The organism is Marinomonas sp. BSi20584 (assembly GCF_002792415.1).
Classification (GTDB): Bacteria; Pseudomonadota; Gammaproteobacteria; order Pseudomonadales; family Marinomonadaceae; genus Marinomonas; species Marinomonas polaris.
Genome location: NZ_KZ454870.1, coordinates 165,312 through 189,202, shown reverse-complemented (window position 1 = coordinate 189,202; position 23,891 = coordinate 165,312). Strand labels below are relative to the sequence as shown.

Genomic DNA, 23,891 nt, shown 5'->3' with positions numbered 1-23,891 from the left:
AGAAAACAAAAACTTATAGACCGTAAGACATTAAACGGTTGTAACGACGAGCCAATAGCTCTTCTGTAGTCAAGGCTTCCATACGATCCAATGCTGCAAGAATATTTTTCTTTAAACTCTGTGCAATTTCTTCATGGGAAATATGCGCACCACCAAGAGGCTCTTGAATAATGTTATCAACAAAACCCAACTCTTGTAGACGCTGAGCCGTAATACCCATTGCTTTCGCCGCATCAGAAGCACGGTCTGCACTCTTCCAAAGAATAGATGCACAACCTTCCGGTGAAATAACAGAGTATGTGCCGTATTGCAGCATCATTAGCTCATCACAAACGCCTATTGCCAAAGCACCACCAGAACCACCTTCACCGATTACTGTAGAAATAATCGGAGTTTTAAGGCGAGACATAACTGCCAAGTTAAAAGCAATTGCTTCACTCTGGCCACGCTCTTCCGCGCCAATACCAGGATAGGCTCCAGGTGTGTCAATTAATGTCACGATAGGCATATTGAAACGTTCAGCCGTTTCCATAAGACGTAGCGCTTTACGGTAACCTTCTGGGCGAGGCATACCGAAGTTACGAAGTACTTTTTCTTTTACTTCACGGCCTTTTTGATGGCCAATAACCATAACTGGACGACCATCTAAACGGGCAATACCACCGACAATGGCACGGTCATCGGCATAATGACGATCACCATGCATTTCTTCAAAATCAGTAAAAGCGTGTTTAATATAATCAAGAGTATATGGGCGCTTTGGGTGACGCGCTAACTGAGAAACTTCCCATGCCCCTAAATTACTAAATAAACTCTTAGTTAACGCTATTTTTTTATCTTCGAGACGACTGATTTCATCGCCTATGTTGAGTTCATTATCGTTACCGACTAAACGTAACTCTTCAATTTTCTGTTCGAGCTCAGCAATCGGCTGCTCAAATGGGAGATAATCTAAATTCATGGTTTAATTACACTACTGTTTGGTTGCCATCAAATACAAGGACAAAAGGCGGCTAGCCGTTTGCTCTATAGCTCTATTAAGCGTATTTCTACGCTGCACTCCATTGCAAAAACTATTTAAATGAGTCTAAGTATACACTAACTGAACATTTTGTTTACCGTATTGTTTCTGAAGTTGATGAATTAATTCGTCATCCGGACGAACCTTCCAACCCGATCCTAAACGGATATCACCACATGCTTGCGGCGTATCAAAACCTATCACCACATCGCAGCCATCACCTCGATATGATTCCATATAGTTTGCCAATGTCTGTATTTCTGTTGGTGTTACTGTCTCTGACGTCCACGTAATTCGCAATGCTTCTACATAACGAACTCGAGCCTGAGCAATATCAAGAATATTTCTTGCTATAACTTTTTGTCCGCCACGAAATTCGTCAACGGTAATTTCACCCTCCACAACTACAACCTCATCTTTGACAATAACGTCTTTGAAGGTATCGTAGTTATCAGGAAATACAGTCACTTCTATTCGAGCGGAACGGTCATCTAGTGTTACAAAGGCGATGTTACCACCTTTTTTACTCTTGGTAATACGTAAGTCAACAATCAAACCCGCCATGACCTGCGTATCACCACGTTTTGGTTGTAAATCCACAATTTTTGAACGAACAAAGCGACGAATCTCTTTTTCATATTCATCTATTGGGTGACCTGTCACATACAAACCAAGCGTATCTTTTTCGCCATCAAGACGCTGACGTGGTGGCCATTCATGTTGAATCCCAATTTCCCTATAAGCATCCTCGGTATTTTCTTCTACCGCGATACCAAATAAATCCATCATGCCAGCATCTTGGTTTTTAGCATCTTGAACGGCTCGTTTCAGTGCCTCATCAATACAAGCAAATAACGTAGCTCGATTCGGGCCTATAGTATCAAACGCCCCAGAGCGAACCAAAGCCTCCATTACTCGCTTATTAACTTTACGACCAACTCGTTGGCAGAAATCAAAAATATGCTCGAAAGGACCTTCTTTGCGAGCTTCTACAATGGCCTCAATCGGACCTTCACCCACGCCTTTAATCGCTCCCAGCCCATAGACGATGGCACCTTTTGGATTAACAGTAAATTTGAAAACTGACTCATTGACGTTAGGTAACTCTAACGCTAGCTTCATTGAACGACACTCTTCAATGAAGATAACGATCTTATCCGTATTCTGCATATCAGCAGACAATACAGCTGCCATGAAAGGTGCTGGATAATGATTTTTTAGCCAAGCTGTTTGATAGGAAACCAGTGCATACGCCGCCGAGTGAGATTTGTTAAAACCATAACCAGCGAATTTCTCCATCAAATCAAAGATGTTACCTGACAAGTCCCTATCGACATTATTTTTAAGTGCGCCTTCCATGAAGATCAAACGCTGCTCAGCCATGACCTCGGCTTTTTTCTTACCCATCGCACGACGAAGTAAGTCAGCACCACCCAGAGAGAACTTAGCCAATACCTGAGCTATCTGCATTACTTGCTCTTGATACAAGATAATGCCGTAAGTCGGTTCCAATACAGGAATCAGATCTTGATGTTGATAATCTGGATGAGGGAAAGCCAGCTCAGCACGACCGTGCTTACGGTTGATAAAGTCGTCCACCATGCCCGAACCCAATGGCCCTGGACGATATAAAGCCACCAAAGCGATAATATCCTCAAAGCGCGAAGGCAAAAGCTTTTTAATCAACTCTTTCATACCGCGAGATTCCAGCTGGAATACCGCGGTAGTTTCCGCTCTTTTTAGGAGGTCATACGTGGACCTGTCTTCCAGATCGATCAAAGAGATATCGAGCGGTGGCTTACCCTCTAACGCATTAATAGTATCAATGTTTTTAACAGCCCAATCGACAACCGTCAGCGTTTTCAAGCCTAAGAAGTCGAATTTTACTAAACCAGCTTCTTCAACGTCATTTTTATCGTATTGGGTAACTAGACCAGAACCGTCTTCTTCACAATAAAGCGGGGCAAAATCAATTAGCTTAGTCGGTGCGATTACTACACCACCTGCGTGCTTACCAAAGTTACGTACCACGCCCTCTAAAGATATCGCCATTTCCATGACTTCAGCTGCGTCTTCATCGCCCGCTAAAAATTCCGGTAATGCTGGTTCTTCTTCCAAGGCTTTTTTAAGCGTCATACCGATTTCAAAAGGTATCAACTTAGATAGCTTATCTCCCAGACTATAAGGCTTACCTTGCACCCTAGCTACATCTCGAACCACGGCTTTTGCTGCCATTGCACCGAAAGTGATAATCTGAGATACAGCATCACGTCCATAGGTACGCGACACATAATCGATTACTCGGTCACGGTTATCCATACAGAAATCAATATCAAAGTCAGGCATGGATACCCGCTCTGGGTTCAAGAATCGCTCAAATAACAAATCGTATTCGAGTGGATCAAGGTCGGTAATTTTAAGAGCATAAGCGACCAAGGAACCAGCACCGGAACCACGACCTGGGCCAACTGGAATATCGTTATCTTTTGCCCACTGGATAAAGTCCATTACGATCAAGAAGTAACCAGGGAATCCCATCTGGTTAATAATAGTTAATTCAAAATCCAAACGATCCCAATATTCCTGACGGCGCTTTTCGATACGTTCGCCATATTTTTTGGTGAGAAAGTTAAAACGCTCTATCAAACCATCATATGATAGCTTGCTAAAGAACTCCTCCATCGTCATGCCTTCAGGCACTGGATAGTCAGGCAAAAAGTACTCACCCAACAGAACATCAACACTACAACGCTTAGCAATCTCTACGGTATTTTCTAAAGCTTCAGGTATATCTTGAAAAAGCTCCGCCATTTCTTCAGGCGTTTTAAAATATTGCTCTTCGGAATAACGACGCTTGCGACGCGGGTCATCTAAAGTCACACCATCATGAATACAAACTCGCGCCTCGTGGGCTTCAAAGTTCTCACGCTTTAGAAAACGTACATCATTGGTTGCCACAACAGGACAATCTAGCTCGCCAGCCAAAGGTACTACGGCATGAATATAGCTTTCTTCTCCGGGTCGGCTGGTTCGTTGCAACTCGACATAAAAGCGATTGGGGAATACTGACATCCAATGAGCTAAACGGTTTTTAGCCTGCTCGTGTCGACCTTTTTGCAGTAGGTAACCAATATCACCAAAACCTGCGCCAGATAAAGCAATGACATCCTCACTATGCGTTTCTATCCACTCTCGTTGAACGATTGGACGACCTTCTACCTGGCCTAGCTGGTACCCCTTCGAAATGATGGCAATTATGTTTTTATAGCCCTTATTCGACGTAGCCAATAAGGTAAAGCGGTAACGAGAATCCACATCATCGTCTTCGGCAACGACAACATCCGCACCACAAATAGGCTTAATACCTTTTTCCATAGCGCCTTTGTAAAAGCGTACAAAACCACATAGATTATTTTCGTCCGTAATAGCGACGGCAGGCATAGACATAAACTCGGTAGTTCCGAGCAAGCCTTTGATTTTTACCAAGCCATCCACCAAAGAAAATTCGGTATGGACTCGTAGATGTATAAATGACGTGGACAAAATATTATCCCTCTAAAATCTTCTTAACTGGACCAAAACTGCGTCTATGAATCGGCGTGATACCATGCAAACGAATCGCTTCTAGATGCTGGGCAGTAGGATAACCTTTATGTTTTTCAAAACCGTATTCTGGGTAAATCTGTGACACTTGAACAATATCTCTATCACGTGTGACTTTAGCCAAAATAGAGGCGGCAGAAATAGCCGATTGCCGAGCATCGCCTTTAACCACAGCTTCTGCAGAACAAGGTAAATTAGGCGGAATACGGTTACCGTCAACCAATACATGTTCTGGAACTATGGAAAGTAAAGCAACCGCACGAGACATAGCCAGCATACTGGCATGAAGAATATTTATCTCGTCAATTTCCTCTATCGTTGCGCTGGCAATGCCATAAGCCAAGGCTTTTTCTTGTATTTCAACAAATAAAGCTTCGCGTTTTTTTTCACTTAGTTTTTTGGAATCAGCTAAGCCAGCAATGGGTCGTGACGGATCTAAAATCACTGCTGCAGCCACAACTTCTCCCGCTAACGGCCCTCTTCCAGCCTCATCAGTCCCGGCCAATAAATTTCCAAAATATACCTGACTAACAAAAGGTTCCATTATTTATCTTTTCCTTCAAGCATACTAACAATAGCTTGAGCCGCCTGCGCACCAGCATTTTTGCGCAACATGGTATGCAAATCTAGATACTTGGCTTGAATGGCTTTATCGGTAATAAAAGACCGCCAAGTTTGTAACAATCGTGTCGCCAAATTATCTGGCGTCGCATCATCCTGAAGAAGCTCAGGCACTAACGCTTCATTAGCCAACAAATTAGGCAAAGAAACATAAGGAACTTTAACCATTCTAGACATAATAGCGAAAGTAAGCTTATTGACCCGGTAGGACACAACCATTGGTCGTTTCACTAGCATAGCTTCCAATGCTGCCGTACCAGATGCAAGTAGAATAGCATCTGATGCTGCCATCACAGTGCGTGATTGCCCATCAATCAAAATAGCTTCGGCATTGGCTTCATGCAATATTGCTTCTATTTGAGTTCGACGCTCTTTATTCGATGCAGGAATCAAAAAAGTAGCAGAAGGTTCTTTTTGCTTAATCAATTTAATGGTATCGATAAAAAGCGGCGCTAAACGAGAAACTTCACCTTCACGAGACCCAGGTAAAATACCAAAAACAGGACCATTAATAGGCCCTAGATTAAGCTTCTCTCTGGCAATAGTGACATCACTTTCAAAAGGTATATCATCAGCTAACGTATGCCCAACACAAACTACCGGAATGTCGTGCTCATGATAAATAGGTAATTCAAACGGAAAAAGTGCCAACATAAGGTCGATGGATTTTTTGATATTAAAAATCCGTTTTTGACGCCATGCCCAAACTGACGGACTAACATAATGAACTGTCGGTATACCTGCTTGTTTTAATTTTCTCGCAAGCGGCATATTAAAATCAGGTGAATCTATACCAATAAAAGCAGTAGGGGGATTGTTTAAACAAGACTGGTATAGGCGCTTACGAATACCCAAAAGCTCTCTGAGCCGTCCTAAGACTTCAACCAAGCCCATGACAGACAATCGATCCATCGGTACAACACTCTTGAAACCTTGCGCTTCCATTAGTGGACCACCAATACCTTCAAAAATTGCTTCGGGTTGTAACATCTTTAGGTGAGCGATCAAATTTGCGCCCAGAATATCACCCGAAGCTTCACCAGCTACCAACACATACCGTGTCGCAGACGTTACTTGCATTTATACAACCTCTAATAATAAAAAACCCCGAAATAGTCCGGGGTTTTCTTTTAAAACATGGTGCCTATCGGACAATTCCACGTTTTGAATGCCGAATTGACAAAATGTACTCTGCCACTTCAGGAATATGAAACATATCCCCGTGCTCAAGCTCTAGTAACGCAGATTCTAGGGTTAAACCTTTTAGGTACACCGTCTTATATGCAGTACGCAATGCTCTAATGACTTCTGCAGATACACCTCGACGGCGCATACCTTCAAAGTTCATACCATGCGCTTTAGCAGGACTACCAGAAACCATGACATACCGAGGCACATCTTTAGAAACCATTGACCCCATACCACACATGCTAAAAGAGTTAACCTGACAAAACTGATGAATACCTGTATACCCACCAAGGATGACATGATCACCAACCACCACATGCCCAGCAAGAGCGGCAAAGTTCGCTAATATATTGTGATCTCCCACAATGCAATCATGACCAACATGCGTACTTGCCATAAACAAGTTATGACTACCTACCGTTGTAATACCATTATCTTGGATGGTACCACGATGAATCGTCGCATTTTCACGAATAACATTACTGTCACCAATCACAAGCTGTGTTGGTTCACCCTTATACTTTTTGTCTTGGTTCGCTTCTCCAACAGAAGCAAACTGATAAATCTCATTATTACACCCAATTGTCGTATGACCATTAATAACAACATGAGATTTAATAATACTACCAGCACCAATTTTTACATTCGGTCCGATCACACAAAAAGGACCAATCTCCACACTGGAGTCAATCTCTGCTTTCGAATCGATCAAAGTAGTTGGATGTATCGCCACTATATTTTCCTGTCTGCACACATAATAGTTGCAGAGCAAGCTAACTGACCGTCAACTGTAGCTCTACATTCGAACTTCCAAATGCCTCGTTTTTCGGCAATAATTTTTGCTTCCAATTGCAAACGATCGCCAGGTACAACTGGTCGCTTAAAGCGCGCATTATCAACACCGACAAAATAATAGATAGAACCATCTTCAGGTTTCTTACCCATTGTCTTGAAACCCAATACACCGGCAGCCTGTGCCATAGCCTCAATAATCAAAACACCAGGCATTACTGGATGATTAGGAAAGTGGCCATTAAAAAAAGGCTCGTTAATCGTCACATTCTTATAGGCAATAATGGAATCGTTCAGATTTATCTCAACAATACGATCTACTAGTAAAAACGGATACCTATGAGGTAAATACTGACGAATTTCATTTACGTCCATCATTAAACATCAACCTTTGTCTGAAAGCTTTTTAATTTGTTGTCCCAGTGATGAGATCTGTTTTGCCATTTCATCAATTCTTCTAATTCGAGCCACTGTTCTACGCCATTTACCAGTAGGCTCCATTCCCATACCTGAAGAGTATGACCCGGCTTCATCAATAGATTTGGTAATCATAGTCATCCCTGTAATATGAGTGTGATCAACTATCGAGATATGACCAGCAAGTCCAGCTCCACCGGATATAGTGCAGGAAGCACCTATTTTCACACTCCCAGCAATCCCGACACATCCGGCAATCGCTGTATTATCGCCAATTACGACGTTGTGAGCAATTTGAACTTGGTTATCTATCTTAACACCATTACCTATTTGCGTATTCTCTATAGCCCCGCGATCAATTGTTGAATTCGCACCTATTTCAACATTATTACCAATAATTACAGAGCCTAATTGATCAATTTTCTCCCAAAAACCGTCATTCGGTGCAAAACCAAACCCATCCGCGCCAATCACAGTACCGCTATGAATAATACACGCCTCACCAACCTCTACATCATGATAAAGAGTGACATTAGAATATAGACGAGAACTTTTACCTATCTTAACACCTCGGCTAAGCACACACCCTGCGCCAATAACACAACCCTCAGCAATCAAGACATCATCATCAATAACGGCATTAGGCCCCACCACGACATTTTCTGCTATCGTTGCTTTAGGTGACACTACAGCACTTTGGTGAATGCCTGACCAGCAATGTGTTGCAGGTACAAAAAGATGTGATATCTGAGCAAATGCTAAATAAGGATTTGAAACAACAATGGCATTATCTACCAATTGAGCCAACTCATCCGTCTTTACAAGAACTGCACCAGCAGATGTCGATCCAAGTAGACTTTGATACTTAGAATTAGCCAGAAAGCTCAACTCTTTCTGGGTCGCTTTTTCAAGCGATCCTAATTTCTCTATAACTAGATCAGCATCACCTTTTACAACACCCTGAACCTTGGCTGCTAATTGCCCTAGCGTATAACTCATAGATTAATTATCCTTATTAATACGTTTTACTAGTTCATCTGTAATATCTGCATCTGCGTTCGCATATAGACTTAACTGTCTATTAAGTACCAATTCCAATTTACGCTCTTCAATCAAAGACTTCAGGGCAGCCTCACCTTTAGGAGTCAAAGATTGTATTAATTGTTGCTCTAACGCTTTAGCCTGCTGCTGCATATTGGCAGCCATTGCTCGCACTTGATTCTGATGCTCAGCTAACTGTTGACGGCGCTTGTTAAATTCATCTTCGGATAGCGTCAATTCATCGCGCTTCAGATCTTTTGCTGATGCTTCAAGTTTTTCCTGCTCTTTTTTCAAACGAGCGTCCATTTCAGCCACTTTTTGCTTTGGTTCCTTAGCAGCCTCTTGACCTATATTACTTTGTAAAAGTGCCGATCTAAAATCAACAACAGCGACTTCAGTTGCTTGTACGCTATTAATAAAGCATAGAGTGAAAATTACAATTATGAGTTTTTTCATTTTCAAATCCTATTAAATAATACTTTCTAAATTAAAAAGTGGTTCCCAATTGAAATTGGAAAAAATCTGTTTTATCGCCACTTCTTGAATTCAGAGGACGTGCAAAGTTAAATGACAACGGTGCAATTGGAGTAATCCATGTCCAACTTAAACCAACACTGTAACGTAGCTCAGCGGGGTCAATACCTTCGTTACACTCGGAATTACCTGCAAGACAAGTGTCAGTAAAGACGTTACCACCATCCAAAAATAAAGCCGTCCTGACGGACTTATGGTCTTCTACCATAGGTAGTGGAAAAATAAGCTCCGCCGTACCCGTCATCAGAATATTACCACCTAATGCCGAACTACTATTCGTTGAGCCAGCATCATAAGAGTTTTTAGGCCCCAAGGATGAAGAACCATAACCTCGGACTGAATAAGAGCCACCCGCAAAATAGTTTTCAAAGAAAGGCAAATTTTCAGTGTCACCATATCCCATACCATAGCCCAAACGACCTTTTAGTCGAAACAGCCATAAATCAGAGCCATTCAAATTCCAGTATCGTTGAGAGTTCAAGCCAAGTTTGACGTATTGCTGATCGCCAACAGGTAAAGCCACCTCTAATGTTGCTTTTGTAGAATAACCATCAGTTGGCAGTACACCACCAACTAAATCGCTATCACTCCACGTTAAGCTTGCAATGACGTCATCATAATTATCACCCTGACTATTTACGTAGTCTTTTGTTTCATTAGATGGGTCATAACCTAACTTCACAGTACTTTCTTTTATTGTCATACCGAATGATAATCGCTGAGTATCCGAAATTGGATAACCATAACTAACACCTGCACCAATTTCATCTAAATCGTAATCTTCCACATCATCATCGGCATGATCACTGGTTTTATAGAAAATCTGGAAGCCTCGACTAACACCATCTACAGTAAAATACGGATTATCATAACTAATGGAATAATCTTGTGTTTGGTTTGTTCGTGACGCATTAAAAGATAACTTATTACCTGTGCCTAAAAAGTTACGCTTAGATATCCCGAAGCCTAGTACAGTGCCATCTTCTTGCGAGTAACCGATACTCGCTTGGATACTACCTGAAGCCTGCTCCTGAACCACAACATCAAGATCAACCTGATCTGAAGTTCCCGCTACAGGTCGAGTGCGTAAATCAACATTGCCAAAAAAACCAAGTCGTTCAATACGACGTTTAGAAGATTGAATTTTAGAGTGAGTTGCCAAAGCCCCTTCAAATTGAGTCATCTCACGGCGCAATACTTCATCTTGTGTTTCGCTATTACCGCTAAAAGTAATTCGGCGAACATAGACCTTAGGACCAGGCGCAATTTGATAACTAAGGTTAACAGTATGATCATCTAGCTTCTCAGGAATCACGTTCACGTTAGTGAACAAATAACCGTCATCACCTAGCTCAGTCGAAATACCTTCGATGATTTTTGTCACTTCGCTACGAGAGAAAACATCTCCTTTTTTCTGAGAGATTTGCTTCCACACCCTATCTTCTGCAATAGGCAAACTACCACTTAAAGTAACGTTATTGATATTATAAGGCTTGCCCTCTTCGACATTTATTACAATATAAACATCACGTTTATCAGCTGACAAACTCACCTGACTAGAGACAACATTAAAATCCAAATAGCCATTATCTAAATAGAAGCTTTTGAGCGTATTGATATCACCTTCTATTTTACCTTTCGCATATTCGTCGGCAGAGCTAAAAGGATTCCAAGAGCCAGTCTCTTTGGATTCAAAATCTTTTGTCAACGTCTCTTCATCAAAGTCTTTGTTACCAACGATATTGATGTGAACGATTTTGGCTGTATCACCTTCGTCGATTTTAATGACAATCCCAGTACGATTACGAGGCATGTCCTTTACTACAATATCCACCTTGGCACTATAGCGACCCAAAGCATAATACTGACGTTGAAGCTCTTGGACTATTTGGTTTAGCGTCTCTGGTTTGTATATTTCACCAATCTCTAACCCAGATAATTTTAAGCCTCGCTCTAAATCTTCTGTTTTAATTAGTTCATTACCTTCAATAGTCAGATTACCAATCGAAGGACGCTCCGCAACCTCAAAGACCAAAATATTATTTTCTTCATAAACATCAATGTCACTAAAGTAACCCGTGTTAAAAAGAGAATTAATAGCTTGATAGACTTTATCAGAATTATAAGACTCGTTCTTATCAAAGCCTATCACATCAAATGCCCTAGATGATGGCATTTGCACTAACCCATCAATCCGGACATCCTCTACGGTTTTTGCAAAACTTTGCACGCTTATTAAAGCCAAAAATACTGCTGAAACGACTTTCACATATACCTCTCTACAAGCGGGCAATATCATTAAAAATGGCGACAGCCATTAGAGCAAATAAAAGAGAAGCACCAACTCGATACGCCATACTCTGAATTTTCTCAGAAACTGGCTTTCGACGAATAGCTTCAATGCCAAAAAATAACAAATGCCCACCATCCAACATTGGAATAGGCAACAAATTAAGCACACCCAAACTAACACTGAGGTAAGCCATAAATTTCAAAAAAGATTGCAAACCGGAATCTGCAGACGCACTCGCTACTTTTGCAATCGTTATCGGCCCAGATAGATTATCGACCGAAATCAATCCTTGTAACATTTTCCCGATAGAAGAAACGGTCAAAGATACCATCTTAGATGTTTGTGCAACACCATAAGAGAGCGCCTCAAGCGGACCATAGTAACGCTCCCTAATAAGACCCTCATCCCATTTTGGCGGAACTACTGCCAACCCAGCATACCCTATCGTTTTGCCATTTTGCTCAGTAGATTTAGGCAATAATAATAATTCCAAAAAATCTTGTGAGCGCTGAACCTCAACCGACAGCATCTTATTGGGATTCGCCTGAACCAGCCCAACAACTTGTTGCCAGTTAGATATAGGTTGATTATTTATTTCTAAAATCTTATCACCAGACTGAAAACCCGCTGCAGACGCAGCACCATCATCAACAACTTGAGCAATAATAGGAAGCACCTCAGGCTGCCATGGAGACAAACCAAAGGCTCGAATCAAATTACTTGGTTCATCACCAACTAACCACCGATTAAGCTGCACAGTATCTTCCTGCAAGGAACTTAATCCATCAGGTTGATAGCGAACGATAATGGTTCCTGTTTTACCAATCAAGCCCGCTAGCACTAAATTTACATCTTCCCATGAGGTTACAGATTCGCCAGCAAGGGAAATAAGCTCATCTCCGGCTTGAATCTGAGTTTGAGCAATCGGGGTATTTTGATCAACTTTACCGACTTTTGGCGCAATAGATTGCACACCTAATAAAGCGACAACTGCATAAATAACGATGGCCAAAATAAAATTAGCAGCAGGTCCAGCCGCCACAATAGCGATTCTCTGCCAAACATTTTTTGCATTAAAAGCTTGGTTTCTCAATTCTGCAGAAACATTTCCCTCACGCTCATCAAGCATTCGAACGTAGCCACCAAGAGGAATCATAGCTAATGTAAACTCTGTTCCTGTTTTGCCGACATAACGATAAATCGGCTTTCCAAAACCAACTGAAAAGCGCAGCACTTTGACACCACAACGGCGAGCGACAAAAAAATGCCCAAACTCATGAAAGGTGATTAATAGACCTAAAGCTACAACAATAGAAAGAATATTTAAAATCATGAAAAGCTACCGCGAGAAATCATATCGAGAGCCAAATGACGAGAGTATCGATCTGCCTCAAAAACATCATCAAGATCATTCACAACAACAATATCTGCAGCCATCAATACCTTTTCGTTTACACGAGCAATGTCAAGAAAACCAATCTGGCAATTCAAAAAAGCCGCGACCGCAATTTCATTTGCTGCATTCAAGGTTGCCATCGCTGTACCGCCCATAAACCAAGCGTCAGCAGCTAATTTCAAATTTGGAAAACGAATTAAATCAGGTGATTCGAAGTTCAAACGAGCAATATCAATCAAATTCAAAGGAGGGACATTTGTCTCAACTCGGCTGGGCCAGCTCATACCATAAGCTATTGGAATTTTCATATCTGGATTACTCATCTGCGCAATAACAGACCCATCAAGGTACGATACCATAGAATGAACAATGCTTTCTGGATGCACAACAACATCTACTTGGTTCGGCGTAATATCAAACAACCAACAAGCCTCAATCAACTCTAAGCCCTTGTTCATCAAAGAAGCAGAATCAATGGATATCTTTTGCCCCATAGACCAGTTTGGATGCTTACACGCCTGCTCAGGAGTCACTGAAGCCATTTGATCTAGGGGCCAAGTTCTAAAAGGCCCACCGGAAGCTGTCAAAATCACCTTAGATACATCTTGCTTATGCGCGCCACGAACTGTTTGAGGCAAGCTCTGATAAATAGCATTATGCTCACTATCTATTGGAAGAAGCATGACATCATGACGAGCTACTTCGTCCATAAAAAGCTTACCAGCAGTAACCAAGGACTCTTTATTTGCTAACAATGTTCGCTTACCAGCACGTATACCGGCCAAAGTAGGCTTAAGTCCAGCAAATCCCATAATGGCAGCCATAACCTGGTCAACTGAAGAGTCAGAAGCAATACTATCTAAAGCCTCTTCACCCCACTCAAAGGAAATAGCTAAACCATGACACTGCTGAGCCAATTCATCGCGAGCCTTTTGCGACCCCATCACTACACGCTGAGGCTTAAAACGACGACATATATCGGCCATTTTATCCACACTTTCATTCGCCGATGCATTAATCAAAGCAAATTTATCAGGGTGCTGAGCAATAATATCTAGCGTGCTTTGACCAATAGAACCAGTCGCACCTAACAAGCAAATACCTTGCATCAAAGCCATCCAGCTAAACTTAGCAATAAAACATAAATAGGAGCAGCAGCTGTCAAACTATCAACACGATCCATAACACCACCATGACCAGGAATAAGATGGCTAGAGTCCTTCAATTCTTCATGGCGCTTAAATAAACTTTCCGTCAAATCACCTAATACAGACACAGACGATGTTATTAACGCGATAACAGCTAACACACACCAATTAAAAAGAGTGAAATCACTTAAGAAAGCAAAAATAATCACACCCACTTGAGTTAACAGCAAACCACCAATAACGCCTTCCCATGACTTACCAGGACTAACAAAACGTGCAAGTTTTCTTTTACCAAAGGCTCGACCAGCAAAATAAGCACCTGAATCAGCGCCCCAGATCAACCCCATAAGAAGCAACACCCATACAACAAAATTGTCTGACTGTTTTAATACCACCAAGGCCGACAAAGTCGTAACCAACACAAAAACGCCAAACAACAAACGACTAAAAACGTGCTTCCAAATTAGTTGTGTTGGGTAACGCATTACCCAATACAAAGCTAAGCCCCATAACAGAGGACTCAAATAAAGTGATGTTTTCTGCAAATTATAATTCAATACAACAAAGCAAACTGCACCGATAAAAGCAGCGTATAAAATACGGCCAACTTGATTGCTTACACCAGATAAACGCGCCCACTCCCAGCCTGCTAAACAAACAACAGCAGCCATGGCAAAAATAAAGTTAGAAGCTTCTAATACAAACACGGCACAAACAAACAATACAGCCATAACAATGGCACTGAGAACTCGAGGAAGTAACATAGTTATCGACCACCGTAACGACGTTGACGCTTTTGATAAGTTTGAACAGCCTCATCAAAATGCTGTTGATCAAAGTCCGGCCATAACACCGGAAGAAAGACAAACTCAGAATAGGCTGTTTGCCAAAGCAAAAAGTTACTAATACGCTCTTCTCCTGAGGTTCGAATCAAAAGATCAGGTGGAGGCAAATCAGCTAATTGCATATGCTCTCCTAATATCACCTCATCAATATCCTCTGTAGAAAGCTCACCTAATGCAACGCGCTTAGCTACAGCTTTTGCAGCTTGAGCAATATCCCAACGACCGCCATAATTCGCAGCAATAACTAAGGTCATCTGATCATTATCTTTCGTTGCGTCTTCAACATTCTTAATTTGCTTTTGCAAACCACCGCTGAAACCTGAAAGATCTCCTACCACCCTAAGTCTGATCTTATGCTCATTTAATCGTTTAAGTTCTTTTTTCAAAGACCGCATAAACAACGTCATAAGCCCATCAACTTCTAGCTTCGGACGCTTCCAATTTTCACTAGAGAAAGCAAACAGCGTCAACACCTCAACACCGGACTTAGCTGCAGCTTCAACCACACGACGCACAGCAGCCGCACCAGCTGTATGGCCAGCAATACTCGGAAGGTGTTTTTTCTTTGCCCAGCGATTATTACCATCCATTATGATAGCAATATGAGCTGGACTGACGGCTGAATCAAAATCAGCGCCATCCAATTCAGACATAGCAGTACCCTAGTCAATAAAAAAAGCGAGCCAAGGCTCGCCTTTCTCATTAAATTTCCATCAAGTCTTTTTCTTTTGCAGCAAGACGCTCTTCTATCTGGGCGACATACTTGTCCGTAACTTTTTGAACTTGATCCTGTCCACGACGATCATCGTCTTCAGAAATTTCTTTTTCTTTCACTAGGTCTTTAAGACTACCGTTTGCATCACGACGAATATTACGTATAGCAATACGGCCATTTTCAGCTTCATTCTTTGCTTGCTTAAAGTAGTTCTTACGAGTTTCCTCTGTCAAAGCAGGCATAGGAATTCGGATCAAATTACCGTTTGTAGCAGGGTTCAAGCCAAGATCAGATTTCATAATGGCTTTTTCAATTTCAGGAACCAAGTTATTTTCCCAAGGAGAAACCCCCAAAGTACGCGCATCTTCAACCGTAATGTTAGCCACTTGACTTAACGGTGTTTCAGATCCGTAATAGTTCACTTTAACTGAATCTAAAATACTAGGGTGCGCACGACCTGTACGGATTTTTTTAAACGCAGACTCAACAGAAGCAACTGCTTTGCCCATGCGGTCTTCTGCGTCTTTAAGAATTTCGTTAATCATAACTTCCTCACTTAATCAGTGTACCTTCACTGCCACCAACCATGATATTTACCAAGGCTCCTGGCTTATTCATATTAAATACACGTATTGGCATACCGTGATCACGGGTCAAGCATATTGCTGTTAAGTCCATGACACCTAATTGTTTTTCAAGAACTTCATCGTAGCCCAATGTATCATATTTCACTGCCGCAGGATCTTTCATTGGATCTGCGGAGTAAACACCGTCTACTTTAGTTGCTTTCAATACGACATCTGCATCAATCTCAATACCGCGTAAACAAGCAGCAGAGTCAGTCGTAAAGAAAGGATTACCTGTACCTGCAGAGAAAATGAGCACATCACCTTCTTTCATTAAGCGCATGGCACGACGTCTATCATAAGGCTCTACAATACCTGTCATAGTGATAGCCGACATCACACGAGTAGCAATATTTGCACGCTCTAAAGCGTCTCGCATTGCCAACGCATTCATTACCGTTGCTAGCATCCCCATATGGTCACCAGTAACACGATCCATCCCAGCCTGACTTAATGCCTGGCCGCGAAACAAGTTACCACCACCAATAACGATACCAACTTCAACACCAATACCACGTAACTGCCCGATTTCTAGAGCAATACGATTCAACACTTTAGGATCGATACCAAAGGACTCATCACCCATCAAGGCTTCGCCGCTCAGCTTAAGCAAAATTCTTTTGTATTTTGGACTCTTTTCTTTTGGCATATCAACCTCCAGCAATGATTTCATTTCTTGAATAACTGAGGTCAATATAACCGACACTCATCGCATTCATCTCTCATAAAAAGGGGCAGTCAAGCTGCCCCTTTTTTTTGCAAGACATTACAACTAAAGATTAACCTCTAAGTTGTGCTGCTACTTCTGCTGCGAAGTCCACTTCAGCAACTTCAATACCTTCACCCACTTCAAGGCGAATGAAAGAAGTTACAGTTGCACCAGCATCTTTAACTAACTGACCAACTTTAATTTCTGGATTCTTAACAAAAGGCTGCTCAGTCAAGCTGTTTTCAGCCAAGAACTTCTTCATACGACCAACAATCATTTTATCAACGATTTCTGCTGGTTTACCAGCCATGTCTGGCTGTGCACGAATAATTTCTTCTTCTTTTGCAAGAACTTCAGCAGGCATATCTTCACCGCGAACAACGCGAGGAGATACAGCGGCAACGTGCATAGAAACATCTTTAGCAAGTTCAGCAGAACCGCCTTCCAATTGAGTCAATACAGCGATCTGACCATTACCGTGAAGGTAACCACCTACTAAGCCGCCTTCAATGATAACAGCGCGACGAGGAGAGATGTTTTCACCGATTTTCTGAACTAATGCTTCGCGTGCTTGGCCAATTTCGCCAGCAAGCAATACTTCGATGTCAGTTTCTTTCGTTGTGAAAACAACGTCAGCTACCTTGTTAGCGAAAGCAATAAAACCTTCATCACGAGAAGCGAAGTCAGTTTCAGAGTTAACCTCAACTAAAATAGCGTAAGAAGAATCGTCTGCTACACGCATAACCATCGTACCTTCCGCTGCAGTACGGCCCGCTTTTTTAGCTGCCTTCATGCCACTTGATTTACGTAGTTCTTCGATAGCCACTTCGATGTCAGCGTTAGCAGCGACAAGTGCTTTTTTACACTCCATCATGCCTAGGCCAGTACGTTCACGTAGCTCTTTTACCAATGCTGCAGATACTGCGGCCATGTTAAATCCTCTTTATACCAATTCAAATTTAAAAAAGGAGGTAAGACACCTCCCTTTAGAAACCAGAACAAACTAGAAAGTTTGCTTACGCTTCAGTAGCTTCGCTTACTTCAACGAATTCATCAGCAGTACCAGCAGTCGCATTACGACCCTCTAGAACAGCATCTGCAAATGCACCAACGTACAATTGAACTGCGCGAATCGCATCATCGTTAGCTGGAATAATGTAATCAACGCCATCTGGATTACTGTTAGTATCAACGATACCGATAACAGGAATACCTAATTTGTTTGCTTCTTTAATTGCGATACGTTCATGATCAACGTCAACTACGAACAATACATCAGGAAGGCCGCCCATATCCTTGATACCACCCATAGAAAGCTCTAATTTTTCAAGCTCACGAGTACGCATCAAAGCTTCTTTTTTAGTCAGCTTATCGAATGTACCATCGGACATTTGAACTTCAAGCTCACGTAGACGCTTGATAGATGCACGAATCGTTTTGTAGTTAGTCAACATACCACCTAACCAACGGTGGTTAACGTATGGCATACCAGAGCGAGCAGCTTGCTCTTTAATCGTTTTAGATGCAGCACGCTTAGTACCAACAAACAAAACCTTGTTCTTGTTTTCAGCCATTTTTTTAACAAGCTCAAGAGCGTTATTAAGAGCTGGAACAGTGTGTTCAAGGTTAATGATATGAATTTTGTTACGAGCACCGAAAATGAAAGGCTTCATTTTTGGGTTCCAGTAACGAGTTTGGTGACCAAAGTGTGAACCAACCAATAATAGGTCGCGCATAGAAACTGTAGGCATTTTACTATCCTTTAAATTTGGGTTATTTATGCTTGCCAGCTAAAAGCGTCAGTCAAATAAGGTTTAAGGCAACCTAAGACACCCAAGACACTTTCTTTAATAGCGGCAAGATCGTTGATTTAAGTAAATTCACTTATTTTAGGCACAAGCCCAACAAGCGGGCGTTTTATACCACATTTAACCCAAAACCAAAAGACTTGAACGTGTTTTTTACACATCACACAAGGCACGTTTTTTTCAATTAGAGAGGCGATTCTGCTGATTAAGTCATGTAGAATATACCGCAACATACTATCAACGTAGATACAAACCAATTTAAGACATGTGAATTATGAGCAACGAAATCCTACAAAAAATTGAAGAGCTGACAAAAAACGGCCGCAGTGACGTCCCAAGTTGGACACCTAAAGCTCCTGCTACTCGCTTTACTGACATCAGCGATATTGAAGGCATGCGGGTTGCGGGTAAACTCGCAGCCGATGTTCTAGTCATGCTAGAAGAATTTGTTATCCCTGGCGTGACAACGGAGCAACTAGACATCATTGCTCATAACTATATAGTTGATGTACAAGGCGCAATTCCAGCTCCACTAAACTATCACGGCTTTCCTAAATCATGCTGCACTTCTGTGAATGATGTCATTTGCCACGGCATCCCGAATGACAAAGCCCTGAAAAAAGGCGACACAGTCAATATTGACATCACCATCATCAAAGATGGCTATTACGGTGATACCAGCAAAATGTTTTTTGCAGGTCCAGCCTTACCTCATGCAGAACGCTTAGCAAGCGTCACTCAAGAATGCCTTTATCTTGCCATTGATATGGTAAAACCAGGCATACGTCTTGGCGATATCGGCGCCGCTATTTCAGCGCATGCGCACAAACATCACTACACAGTAGTAGAAGAGTACTGCGGCCACGGCGTAGGAACGACCTTCCACGGCGAACCGCAAGTCGCTCATTATGGCAAAGCAGGAACTGGCGTTATGCTAGAAGAAGGCATGACATTGACCATTGAACCAATGATCAATGCAGGCAAAAAACAGGTTAAGCACACAGGTCCAGATAATTGGATTGCCAAAACCAAAGACGGCCGTCTATCAGCTCAATACGAGCACACTCTTCTCGTCACTGCAGATGGGGTCGAAGTACTTACTCGTCGACCAGAAGAAACTCGTTTCTCATAAGAGAAGCGAGTTTTAAATAAAATTTTTCAGCAACCTTAAATTTATTACAAACACACTGTAACAATTATTCATTCTTTGAGGCTCTTGTATGGACTTCCCTGCTTTTCCAGACGCTCCGCCACTACTAACACAGGAAGAGAAACATGAGCTATCACTACCGAAGTGCTCTATTTCACGCTACAAAGCCATCATTGAAGAAAAGACAACCATATTCAACGACCTTTTCCACTCTTTATATCCAATAGAAAAGCTCGTAAAGGGTCTCTCCTCTTTTTATGACGAAGTAATGCAAGCAGCCTGGACATCAAAAGCACTGAATAGTGAACCGCATGTAAGCCTTGTTGCGGTTGGCGGATATGGTCGTGGAGAATTACACCCAAAATCTGATATTGATCTACTGATTCTAATGGAGAATGACATCTCCGCGCCCAAAGATAAAATCGAAGCTTTTATCACTTTCCTTTGGGACATTAATTTAGATGTCGGTCACAGCGTCCGCACCATTGACGAATGCTCCGAGATGGCAGCCAAAGACATTACCATCATCACTAACTTGATTGAGTCACGCACCCTTATAGGGCCAATTGATTTACTAGCCACACTCAAACTGCACGTTGATATATCCCAAATGTGGGATGGGCATTCTTTCTACCAAGCCAAGCTAGCCGAACAAAAGCAACGTCACGCAAAATACCAGAATACTGCTTACAACTTAGAGCCAAACCTAAAAGAGTGCCCTGGTGGCCTTAGAGACATGCAAGTGATTGACTGGGTTGCCAAGCGCCACCTACATACACATCGACTTAGCGCCTTAATAGATAAACACTTTCTATCTGAAGATGAATACATCCAACTTAAAGGCGCGGTTAGCCATCTATGGAGAATTCGCTGGGCTTTACACATGGTCGCAGGACGCAAGGAAGATCGACTTCTTTTCGACCACCAACGCACACTGACTAAGCTTTTCGGGTTTGACGATGACGATTTAAAACGCAACGTTGAACGTTTTATGCAGGGCTATTACCAAAGTGTCGCCGCCATCCAACAGCTCAACGACTTACTTCTTCAACACTTCGAAGAGTCTTTTTTAGCCAAAGACGCCATCAACACAGTAGAAGTCATCAACGACCATTTTCAAATTGCCAATGGCCAACTTGAAGCCCGCTCCAAGACATTATTTCACGATAATCCATCTAGCATGCTGGAGATATATGTCTTACTTGGTGCCCATGAAAACATCAAAGGCATACGCGCCAATACAATGCGACAGCTGCGCGATAGTTTAGACCTGATTGATGACGCCTTTAGAAATGACAAAATAAACACCGACCTTTTTCTCGACATCATAGCCAGCCGATATCGACTGACAAGTATATTACGCTCAATGAAACACCTAGGCTTACTTGGTCGCTACCTTCCCGAATTCGGAGCGATTATTGGGCAAATGCAGCACGACTTATTTCATATTTATACAGTTGATGCTCACACACTACAGTTGGTAGAGAACTTACGTCGCCTCTGGCTACCTGAGTTCAAACAAAAATTCCCCATTTCAGGACAAGCAATCCGCCACGTAGCAAAAGTTGAGTTACTTTATATTGCTGGCTTATATCATGACATAGCCAAAGGTCGAGGTGGCGACCATTCTGAACTAGGTTGCGTAGACGCACAGGCTTTTTGCGAACGCCATGGACTTTCAAAACAAGACACCGACCTTGTCGTTTGGTTAGTGCGTAATCATCTATTCATGTCGGTTACTGCACAACGCAAAGACATTTCCGATCCAGAAGTCATTTGGGAATTTGCCAGCTACGTCAAGGATCAAGAACACCTAGATTATTTGTTTATTCTTACTGTTGCCGACATCAACGCAACCAACCCAACCATGTGGAACAGTTGGCGAGCATCCTTAATGCGTCAGCTTTATTTAGAAACCAAACGCGCACTTCGCCGCGGATTGGATTTCCCTATTGATGCAGACATGATAAGTGACGAACACAAACAACGCGCCTTGGAAATTATCATCGAGCGCAATGTAGATATAATGGAAGCGGAAGCAATTTGGGAAACAATTGAAGAAGAGTACTTTATTCGCTCAAACGGTGACGAAATAGCTTGGAACACCGAGGCTATTTTACGCCACCGCCCTAGCGATAAGCCGCTAATCGCCATAACACCATTGGGTGGCCGCAACTTTTCAGGCGCGAGTAAAATATTCATCTACACATTAATAAGCAAGCATCTGTTCGCCGTAACCGCAGCGACATTTGAACAACTCGGCCTCACAATTCTAGACGCTAAAATAAGTCACACCACAGACAACTACAGCCTAGATAGCTTTGTTGTCATGGACAGCAACGACAGTGATACGAATCTACATCTAGACAAAGAACGCATCACCCTTATTCGCAAAACATTGATGGAGCAACTAGAAACCCCATCACTTTACGAAAGCGTTGTTCAACGTCATACACCGAGGATTTTGAAGATATTCAACTCTCCATCAACCGCTCACTTTGTCAGCCAACCAGAAGAAGTCTGGTCGGCACTTGAAATAACAGCTCCTGATAGACCAGGCTTACTGGCTTTAATAGGACAGTTTTTCATGAACAATAACATCATGCTTCATAAAGCAAAAATCGCCACTCTCGGCGAGCGCGTAGAAGATACCTTCTATATCACAGAAGAAAACGGCGACCTTATTACTGACCCAGAAAGCATGAACAATATTTGCACCCTTTTAAAAGAGAAAATAGACCGTTTTTCTCAAACGATGGACTAAAGACTAATGAACCCCCTTATACACTCTTTGCACCCATACCCTTTCCAAAAGCTTGCAGAGCTTATAGAAGGGTTGACACCAAACCCAGAAAAGCCACTGATCAAATTAACGATTGGGGAACCACAACACGATGCACCAGCCATCGTGCTTGAGACGCTAGCCAAAAGCCTAGGCGGCGTCAGCAAGTACCCAAGCACCAAAGGCGAATTACCGCTTAGAGACGCCATTAGTAAATGGGCTAAGCGTCGCTTTCATTTAGAAAAACTCGATCCTGATACGGAAATTTTACCAGTTACTGGAACCCGAGAAGCACTGTTTGCTATTACCCAAACATTGGTTGGCGAAAAGCAAAACTCTCTAGTTGTCAGCCCAAATCCTTTTTACCAAATTTATGAAGGTGCAGGCATTCTTGCTGGCGCAGAGCTGCATTTCCTACCTTGCGGAGCAGAAACAAACTACAAAGTAGATTATCAACTAGTCGACGATGCCACGTGGCAACGTTGCGAAGTATTGTTTGTTTGCTCCCCTAACAACCCTAGCGGCAGCATTACCACGCTAGAGGAATACGCCTACCTGATAGAGAAAGCCAAAACCTTCAATTTCACCATAGTGGCAGACGAATGCTATTCCGAAATTTACTTCGGCTCTCAAGCACCACTAGGTTTATTAGAAGCCTGTGAAATTTTGGGACACAAGGATTATAAACATTGCCTTATTTTCCAATCCCTATCGAAACGCTCTAATTTACCAGGCCTTCGATCTGGCTTCGTTGCTGGTGACGCGTCTATCCTTAAACCATTTTTGCTATATCGCACCTATCAGGGTTGCGCGATGCCAATTCATCACCAAGATGCCTCAGTTGCTGCTTGGAATGATGAAGAACACGTTATAAAGAATCGCGAGATTTATACCCGTAAATTCGATTCGGTTTTAGAGATTTTGTCGCCAGTTATGCCAATATCCAAGCCTGAAGCCGGTTTTTATCTTTGGCCGAAGCTCAGCATGACAGATGAAGAATTTTGCACCTCGCTGTATCAAGAAGAATCGGTTTTAGTCTTACCAGGTAGTTATTTAGGACGAGAAGTAGAAGGTACAAATCCCGGCAGCCATCATGTCCGTATGGCACTGGTTGCAGAAGAATCAGAATGCGTTGAGGCAGCCAAAAGAATTAGAGACTTCCTCAGTCGCAGATAACCCATTAGTAACCCCCTTTAGACAGA

At 42.3% G+C, this 23,891-nt stretch carries 20 protein-coding genes; 3 read left to right on the top strand and 17 right to left on the bottom strand.

Annotated elements, in window-relative coordinates; translation table 11 throughout:
- Positions 1-13: 13 nt before the first annotated feature.
- The 17 genes from accA to rpsB all read right to left on the bottom strand — a co-directional run bounded on the left by accA (position 14) and on the right by rpsB (position 18,700).
- Entirely contained in the window at positions 14-961 is a 948-nt protein-coding gene (gene accA, locus TY87_RS03680) for an acetyl-CoA carboxylase carboxyl transferase subunit alpha (protein WP_100186012.1), read from the bottom strand.
- A gap of 126 nt (positions 962-1,087) precedes the next feature.
- Positions 1,088-4,564: a DNA polymerase III subunit alpha gene (dnaE, locus tag TY87_RS03675; RefSeq protein WP_072839647.1), complete on the bottom strand. Its 3,477-nt coding sequence runs from the start codon at positions 4,562-4,564 to the stop codon at positions 1,088-1,090.
- 4 nt (positions 4,565-4,568) lie between these two features.
- On the bottom strand, positions 4,569-5,168 hold the full coding sequence (rnhB, locus tag TY87_RS03670) for a ribonuclease HII (protein WP_072839646.1): 600 nt from the start codon (positions 5,166-5,168) through the stop codon (positions 4,569-4,571).
- Positions 5,168-6,325 carry a lipid-A-disaccharide synthase gene (gene lpxB, locus TY87_RS03665; protein WP_072839645.1) on the bottom strand — a complete coding sequence of 386 codons (1,158 nt, stop codon included), beginning with the start codon at positions 6,323-6,325 and terminating at the stop codon, positions 5,168-5,170. Before lpxB ends, rnhB begins: the two co-directional genes overlap by 1 nt.
- Before the next feature lie 64 nt (positions 6,326-6,389).
- Positions 6,390-7,166, bottom strand: a complete 777-nt coding sequence (lpxA, locus tag TY87_RS03660) for an acyl-ACP--UDP-N-acetylglucosamine O-acyltransferase (RefSeq protein ID WP_084122336.1) — start codon at positions 7,164-7,166, stop codon at positions 6,390-6,392.
- Positions 7,166-7,603, bottom strand: coding sequence for a 3-hydroxyacyl-ACP dehydratase FabZ (fabZ, locus tag TY87_RS03655; protein WP_072839643.1), 438 nt, complete (start codon positions 7,601-7,603; stop codon positions 7,166-7,168). Before fabZ ends, lpxA begins: the two co-directional genes overlap by 1 nt.
- A gap of 6 nt (positions 7,604-7,609) precedes the next feature.
- The gene (lpxD, locus tag TY87_RS03650; RefSeq protein ID WP_100186011.1) at positions 7,610-8,641 is read right to left on the bottom strand and encodes a UDP-3-O-(3-hydroxymyristoyl)glucosamine N-acyltransferase; all 1,032 of its coding nucleotides are present in this window, start codon (positions 8,639-8,641) and stop codon (positions 7,610-7,612) included.
- Positions 8,642-8,644: 3 nt separating this feature from the next.
- Complete coding sequence (locus TY87_RS03645) at positions 8,645-9,139, bottom strand: OmpH/Skp family outer membrane protein (protein WP_072839641.1); 495 nt, start codon at positions 9,137-9,139, stop codon at positions 8,645-8,647.
- Positions 9,140-9,170: 31 nt separating this feature from the next.
- Positions 9,171-11,516, bottom strand: a complete 2,346-nt coding sequence (gene bamA / locus TY87_RS03640) for an outer membrane protein assembly factor BamA (protein WP_100186010.1) — start codon at positions 11,514-11,516, stop codon at positions 9,171-9,173.
- Positions 11,497-12,843: an RIP metalloprotease RseP gene (gene rseP, locus TY87_RS03635; protein WP_100186009.1), complete on the bottom strand. Its 1,347-nt coding sequence runs from the start codon at positions 12,841-12,843 to the stop codon at positions 11,497-11,499. Before rseP ends, bamA begins: the two co-directional genes overlap by 20 nt.
- Positions 12,840-14,015, bottom strand: a complete 1,176-nt coding sequence (gene ispC / locus TY87_RS03630) for a 1-deoxy-D-xylulose-5-phosphate reductoisomerase (protein WP_198432027.1) — start codon at positions 14,013-14,015, stop codon at positions 12,840-12,842. Before ispC ends, rseP begins: the two co-directional genes overlap by 4 nt.
- The gene (locus TY87_RS03625) at positions 14,015-14,818 is read right to left on the bottom strand and encodes a phosphatidate cytidylyltransferase (RefSeq protein ID WP_072839638.1); all 804 of its coding nucleotides are present in this window, start codon (positions 14,816-14,818) and stop codon (positions 14,015-14,017) included. Before TY87_RS03625 ends, ispC begins: the two co-directional genes overlap by 1 nt.
- A gap of 2 nt (positions 14,819-14,820) precedes the next feature.
- Positions 14,821-15,552: a polyprenyl diphosphate synthase gene (gene uppS / locus TY87_RS03620; RefSeq protein WP_072839637.1), complete on the bottom strand. Its 732-nt coding sequence runs from the start codon at positions 15,550-15,552 to the stop codon at positions 14,821-14,823.
- A 49-nt stretch (positions 15,553-15,601) separates the two neighbouring features.
- A complete protein-coding gene (gene frr / locus TY87_RS03615) occupies positions 15,602-16,159 on the bottom strand; it encodes a ribosome recycling factor (RefSeq protein ID WP_072839636.1) in 558 nt (185 codons plus the stop codon).
- Between the two features lie 7 nt (positions 16,160-16,166).
- Positions 16,167-16,889, bottom strand: a complete 723-nt coding sequence (gene pyrH, locus TY87_RS03610) for a UMP kinase (protein WP_072839635.1) — start codon at positions 16,887-16,889, stop codon at positions 16,167-16,169.
- 130 nt (positions 16,890-17,019) lie between these two features.
- A complete protein-coding gene (gene tsf, locus TY87_RS03605) occupies positions 17,020-17,880 on the bottom strand; it encodes a translation elongation factor Ts (RefSeq protein ID WP_072839634.1) in 861 nt (286 codons plus the stop codon).
- A gap of 85 nt (positions 17,881-17,965) precedes the next feature.
- On the bottom strand, positions 17,966-18,700 hold the full coding sequence (gene rpsB / locus TY87_RS03600; protein WP_072839633.1) for a 30S ribosomal protein S2: 735 nt from the start codon (positions 18,698-18,700) through the stop codon (positions 17,966-17,968).
- A gap of 331 nt (positions 18,701-19,031) precedes the next feature.
- Between rpsB and map the strand changes: the two genes are divergently transcribed.
- The 3 genes from map to dapC all read left to right on the top strand — a co-directional run bounded on the left by map (position 19,032) and on the right by dapC (position 23,865).
- Entirely contained in the window at positions 19,032-19,889 is an 858-nt protein-coding gene (gene map / locus TY87_RS03595) for a type I methionyl aminopeptidase (RefSeq protein WP_100186007.1), read from the top strand.
- An 88-nt stretch (positions 19,890-19,977) separates the two neighbouring features.
- On the top strand, positions 19,978-22,671 hold the full coding sequence (glnD, locus tag TY87_RS03590) for a [protein-PII] uridylyltransferase (RefSeq protein WP_072839631.1): 2,694 nt from the start codon (positions 19,978-19,980) through the stop codon (positions 22,669-22,671).
- A gap of 6 nt (positions 22,672-22,677) precedes the next feature.
- On the top strand, positions 22,678-23,865 hold the full coding sequence (dapC, locus tag TY87_RS03585) for a succinyldiaminopimelate transaminase (protein WP_072839630.1): 1,188 nt from the start codon (positions 22,678-22,680) through the stop codon (positions 23,863-23,865).
- The last annotated feature ends 26 nt before the right edge of the window (positions 23,866-23,891 follow it).

Coding starts and splice junctions, on each gene's coding strand:
- dapC (WP_072839630.1), top strand. CDS start 22,678: ATGAACCCCCTTATACACTCTTTGCACCCATACCCTTTCCAAAAGCTT.
- map (WP_100186007.1), top strand. CDS start 19,032: ATGAGCAACGAAATCCTACAAAAAATTGAAGAGCTGACAAAAAACGGC.
- pyrH (WP_072839635.1), bottom strand. CDS start 16,889: ATGCCAAAAGAAAAGAGTCCAAAATACAAAAGAATTTTGCTTAAGCTG.
- ispC (WP_198432027.1), bottom strand. CDS start 14,015: ATGCAAGGTATTTGCTTGTTAGGTGCGACTGGTTCTATTGGTCAAAGC.
- TY87_RS03625 (WP_072839638.1), bottom strand. CDS start 14,818: ATGTTACTTCCTCGAGTTCTCAGTGCCATTGTTATGGCTGTATTGTTT.
- TY87_RS03645 (WP_072839641.1), bottom strand. CDS start 9,139: ATGAAAAAACTCATAATTGTAATTTTCACTCTATGCTTTATTAATAGC.
- accA (WP_100186012.1), bottom strand. CDS start 961: ATGAATTTAGATTATCTCCCATTTGAGCAGCCGATTGCTGAGCTCGAA.
- lpxB (WP_072839645.1), bottom strand. CDS start 6,325: ATGCAAGTAACGTCTGCGACACGGTATGTGTTGGTAGCTGGTGAAGCT.
- rpsB (WP_072839633.1), bottom strand. CDS start 18,700: ATGCCTACAGTTTCTATGCGCGACCTATTATTGGTTGGTTCACACTTT.
- frr (WP_072839636.1), bottom strand. CDS start 16,159: ATGATTAACGAAATTCTTAAAGACGCAGAAGACCGCATGGGCAAAGCA.
- bamA (WP_100186010.1), bottom strand. CDS start 11,516: ATGATATTGCCCGCTTGTAGAGAGGTATATGTGAAAGTCGTTTCAGCA.
- uppS (WP_072839637.1), bottom strand. CDS start 15,552: ATGTCTGAATTGGATGGCGCTGATTTTGATTCAGCCGTCAGTCCAGCT.
- tsf (WP_072839634.1), bottom strand. CDS start 17,880: ATGGCCGCAGTATCTGCAGCATTGGTAAAAGAGCTACGTGAACGTACT.
- rseP (WP_100186009.1), bottom strand. CDS start 12,843: ATGATTTTAAATATTCTTTCTATTGTTGTAGCTTTAGGTCTATTAATC.
- lpxD (WP_100186011.1), bottom strand. CDS start 8,641: ATGAGTTATACGCTAGGGCAATTAGCAGCCAAGGTTCAGGGTGTTGTA.
- rnhB (WP_072839646.1), bottom strand. CDS start 5,168: ATGGAACCTTTTGTTAGTCAGGTATATTTTGGAAATTTATTGGCCGGG.
- fabZ (WP_072839643.1), bottom strand. CDS start 7,603: ATGATGGACGTAAATGAAATTCGTCAGTATTTACCTCATAGGTATCCG.
- glnD (WP_072839631.1), top strand. CDS start 19,978: ATGGACTTCCCTGCTTTTCCAGACGCTCCGCCACTACTAACACAGGAA.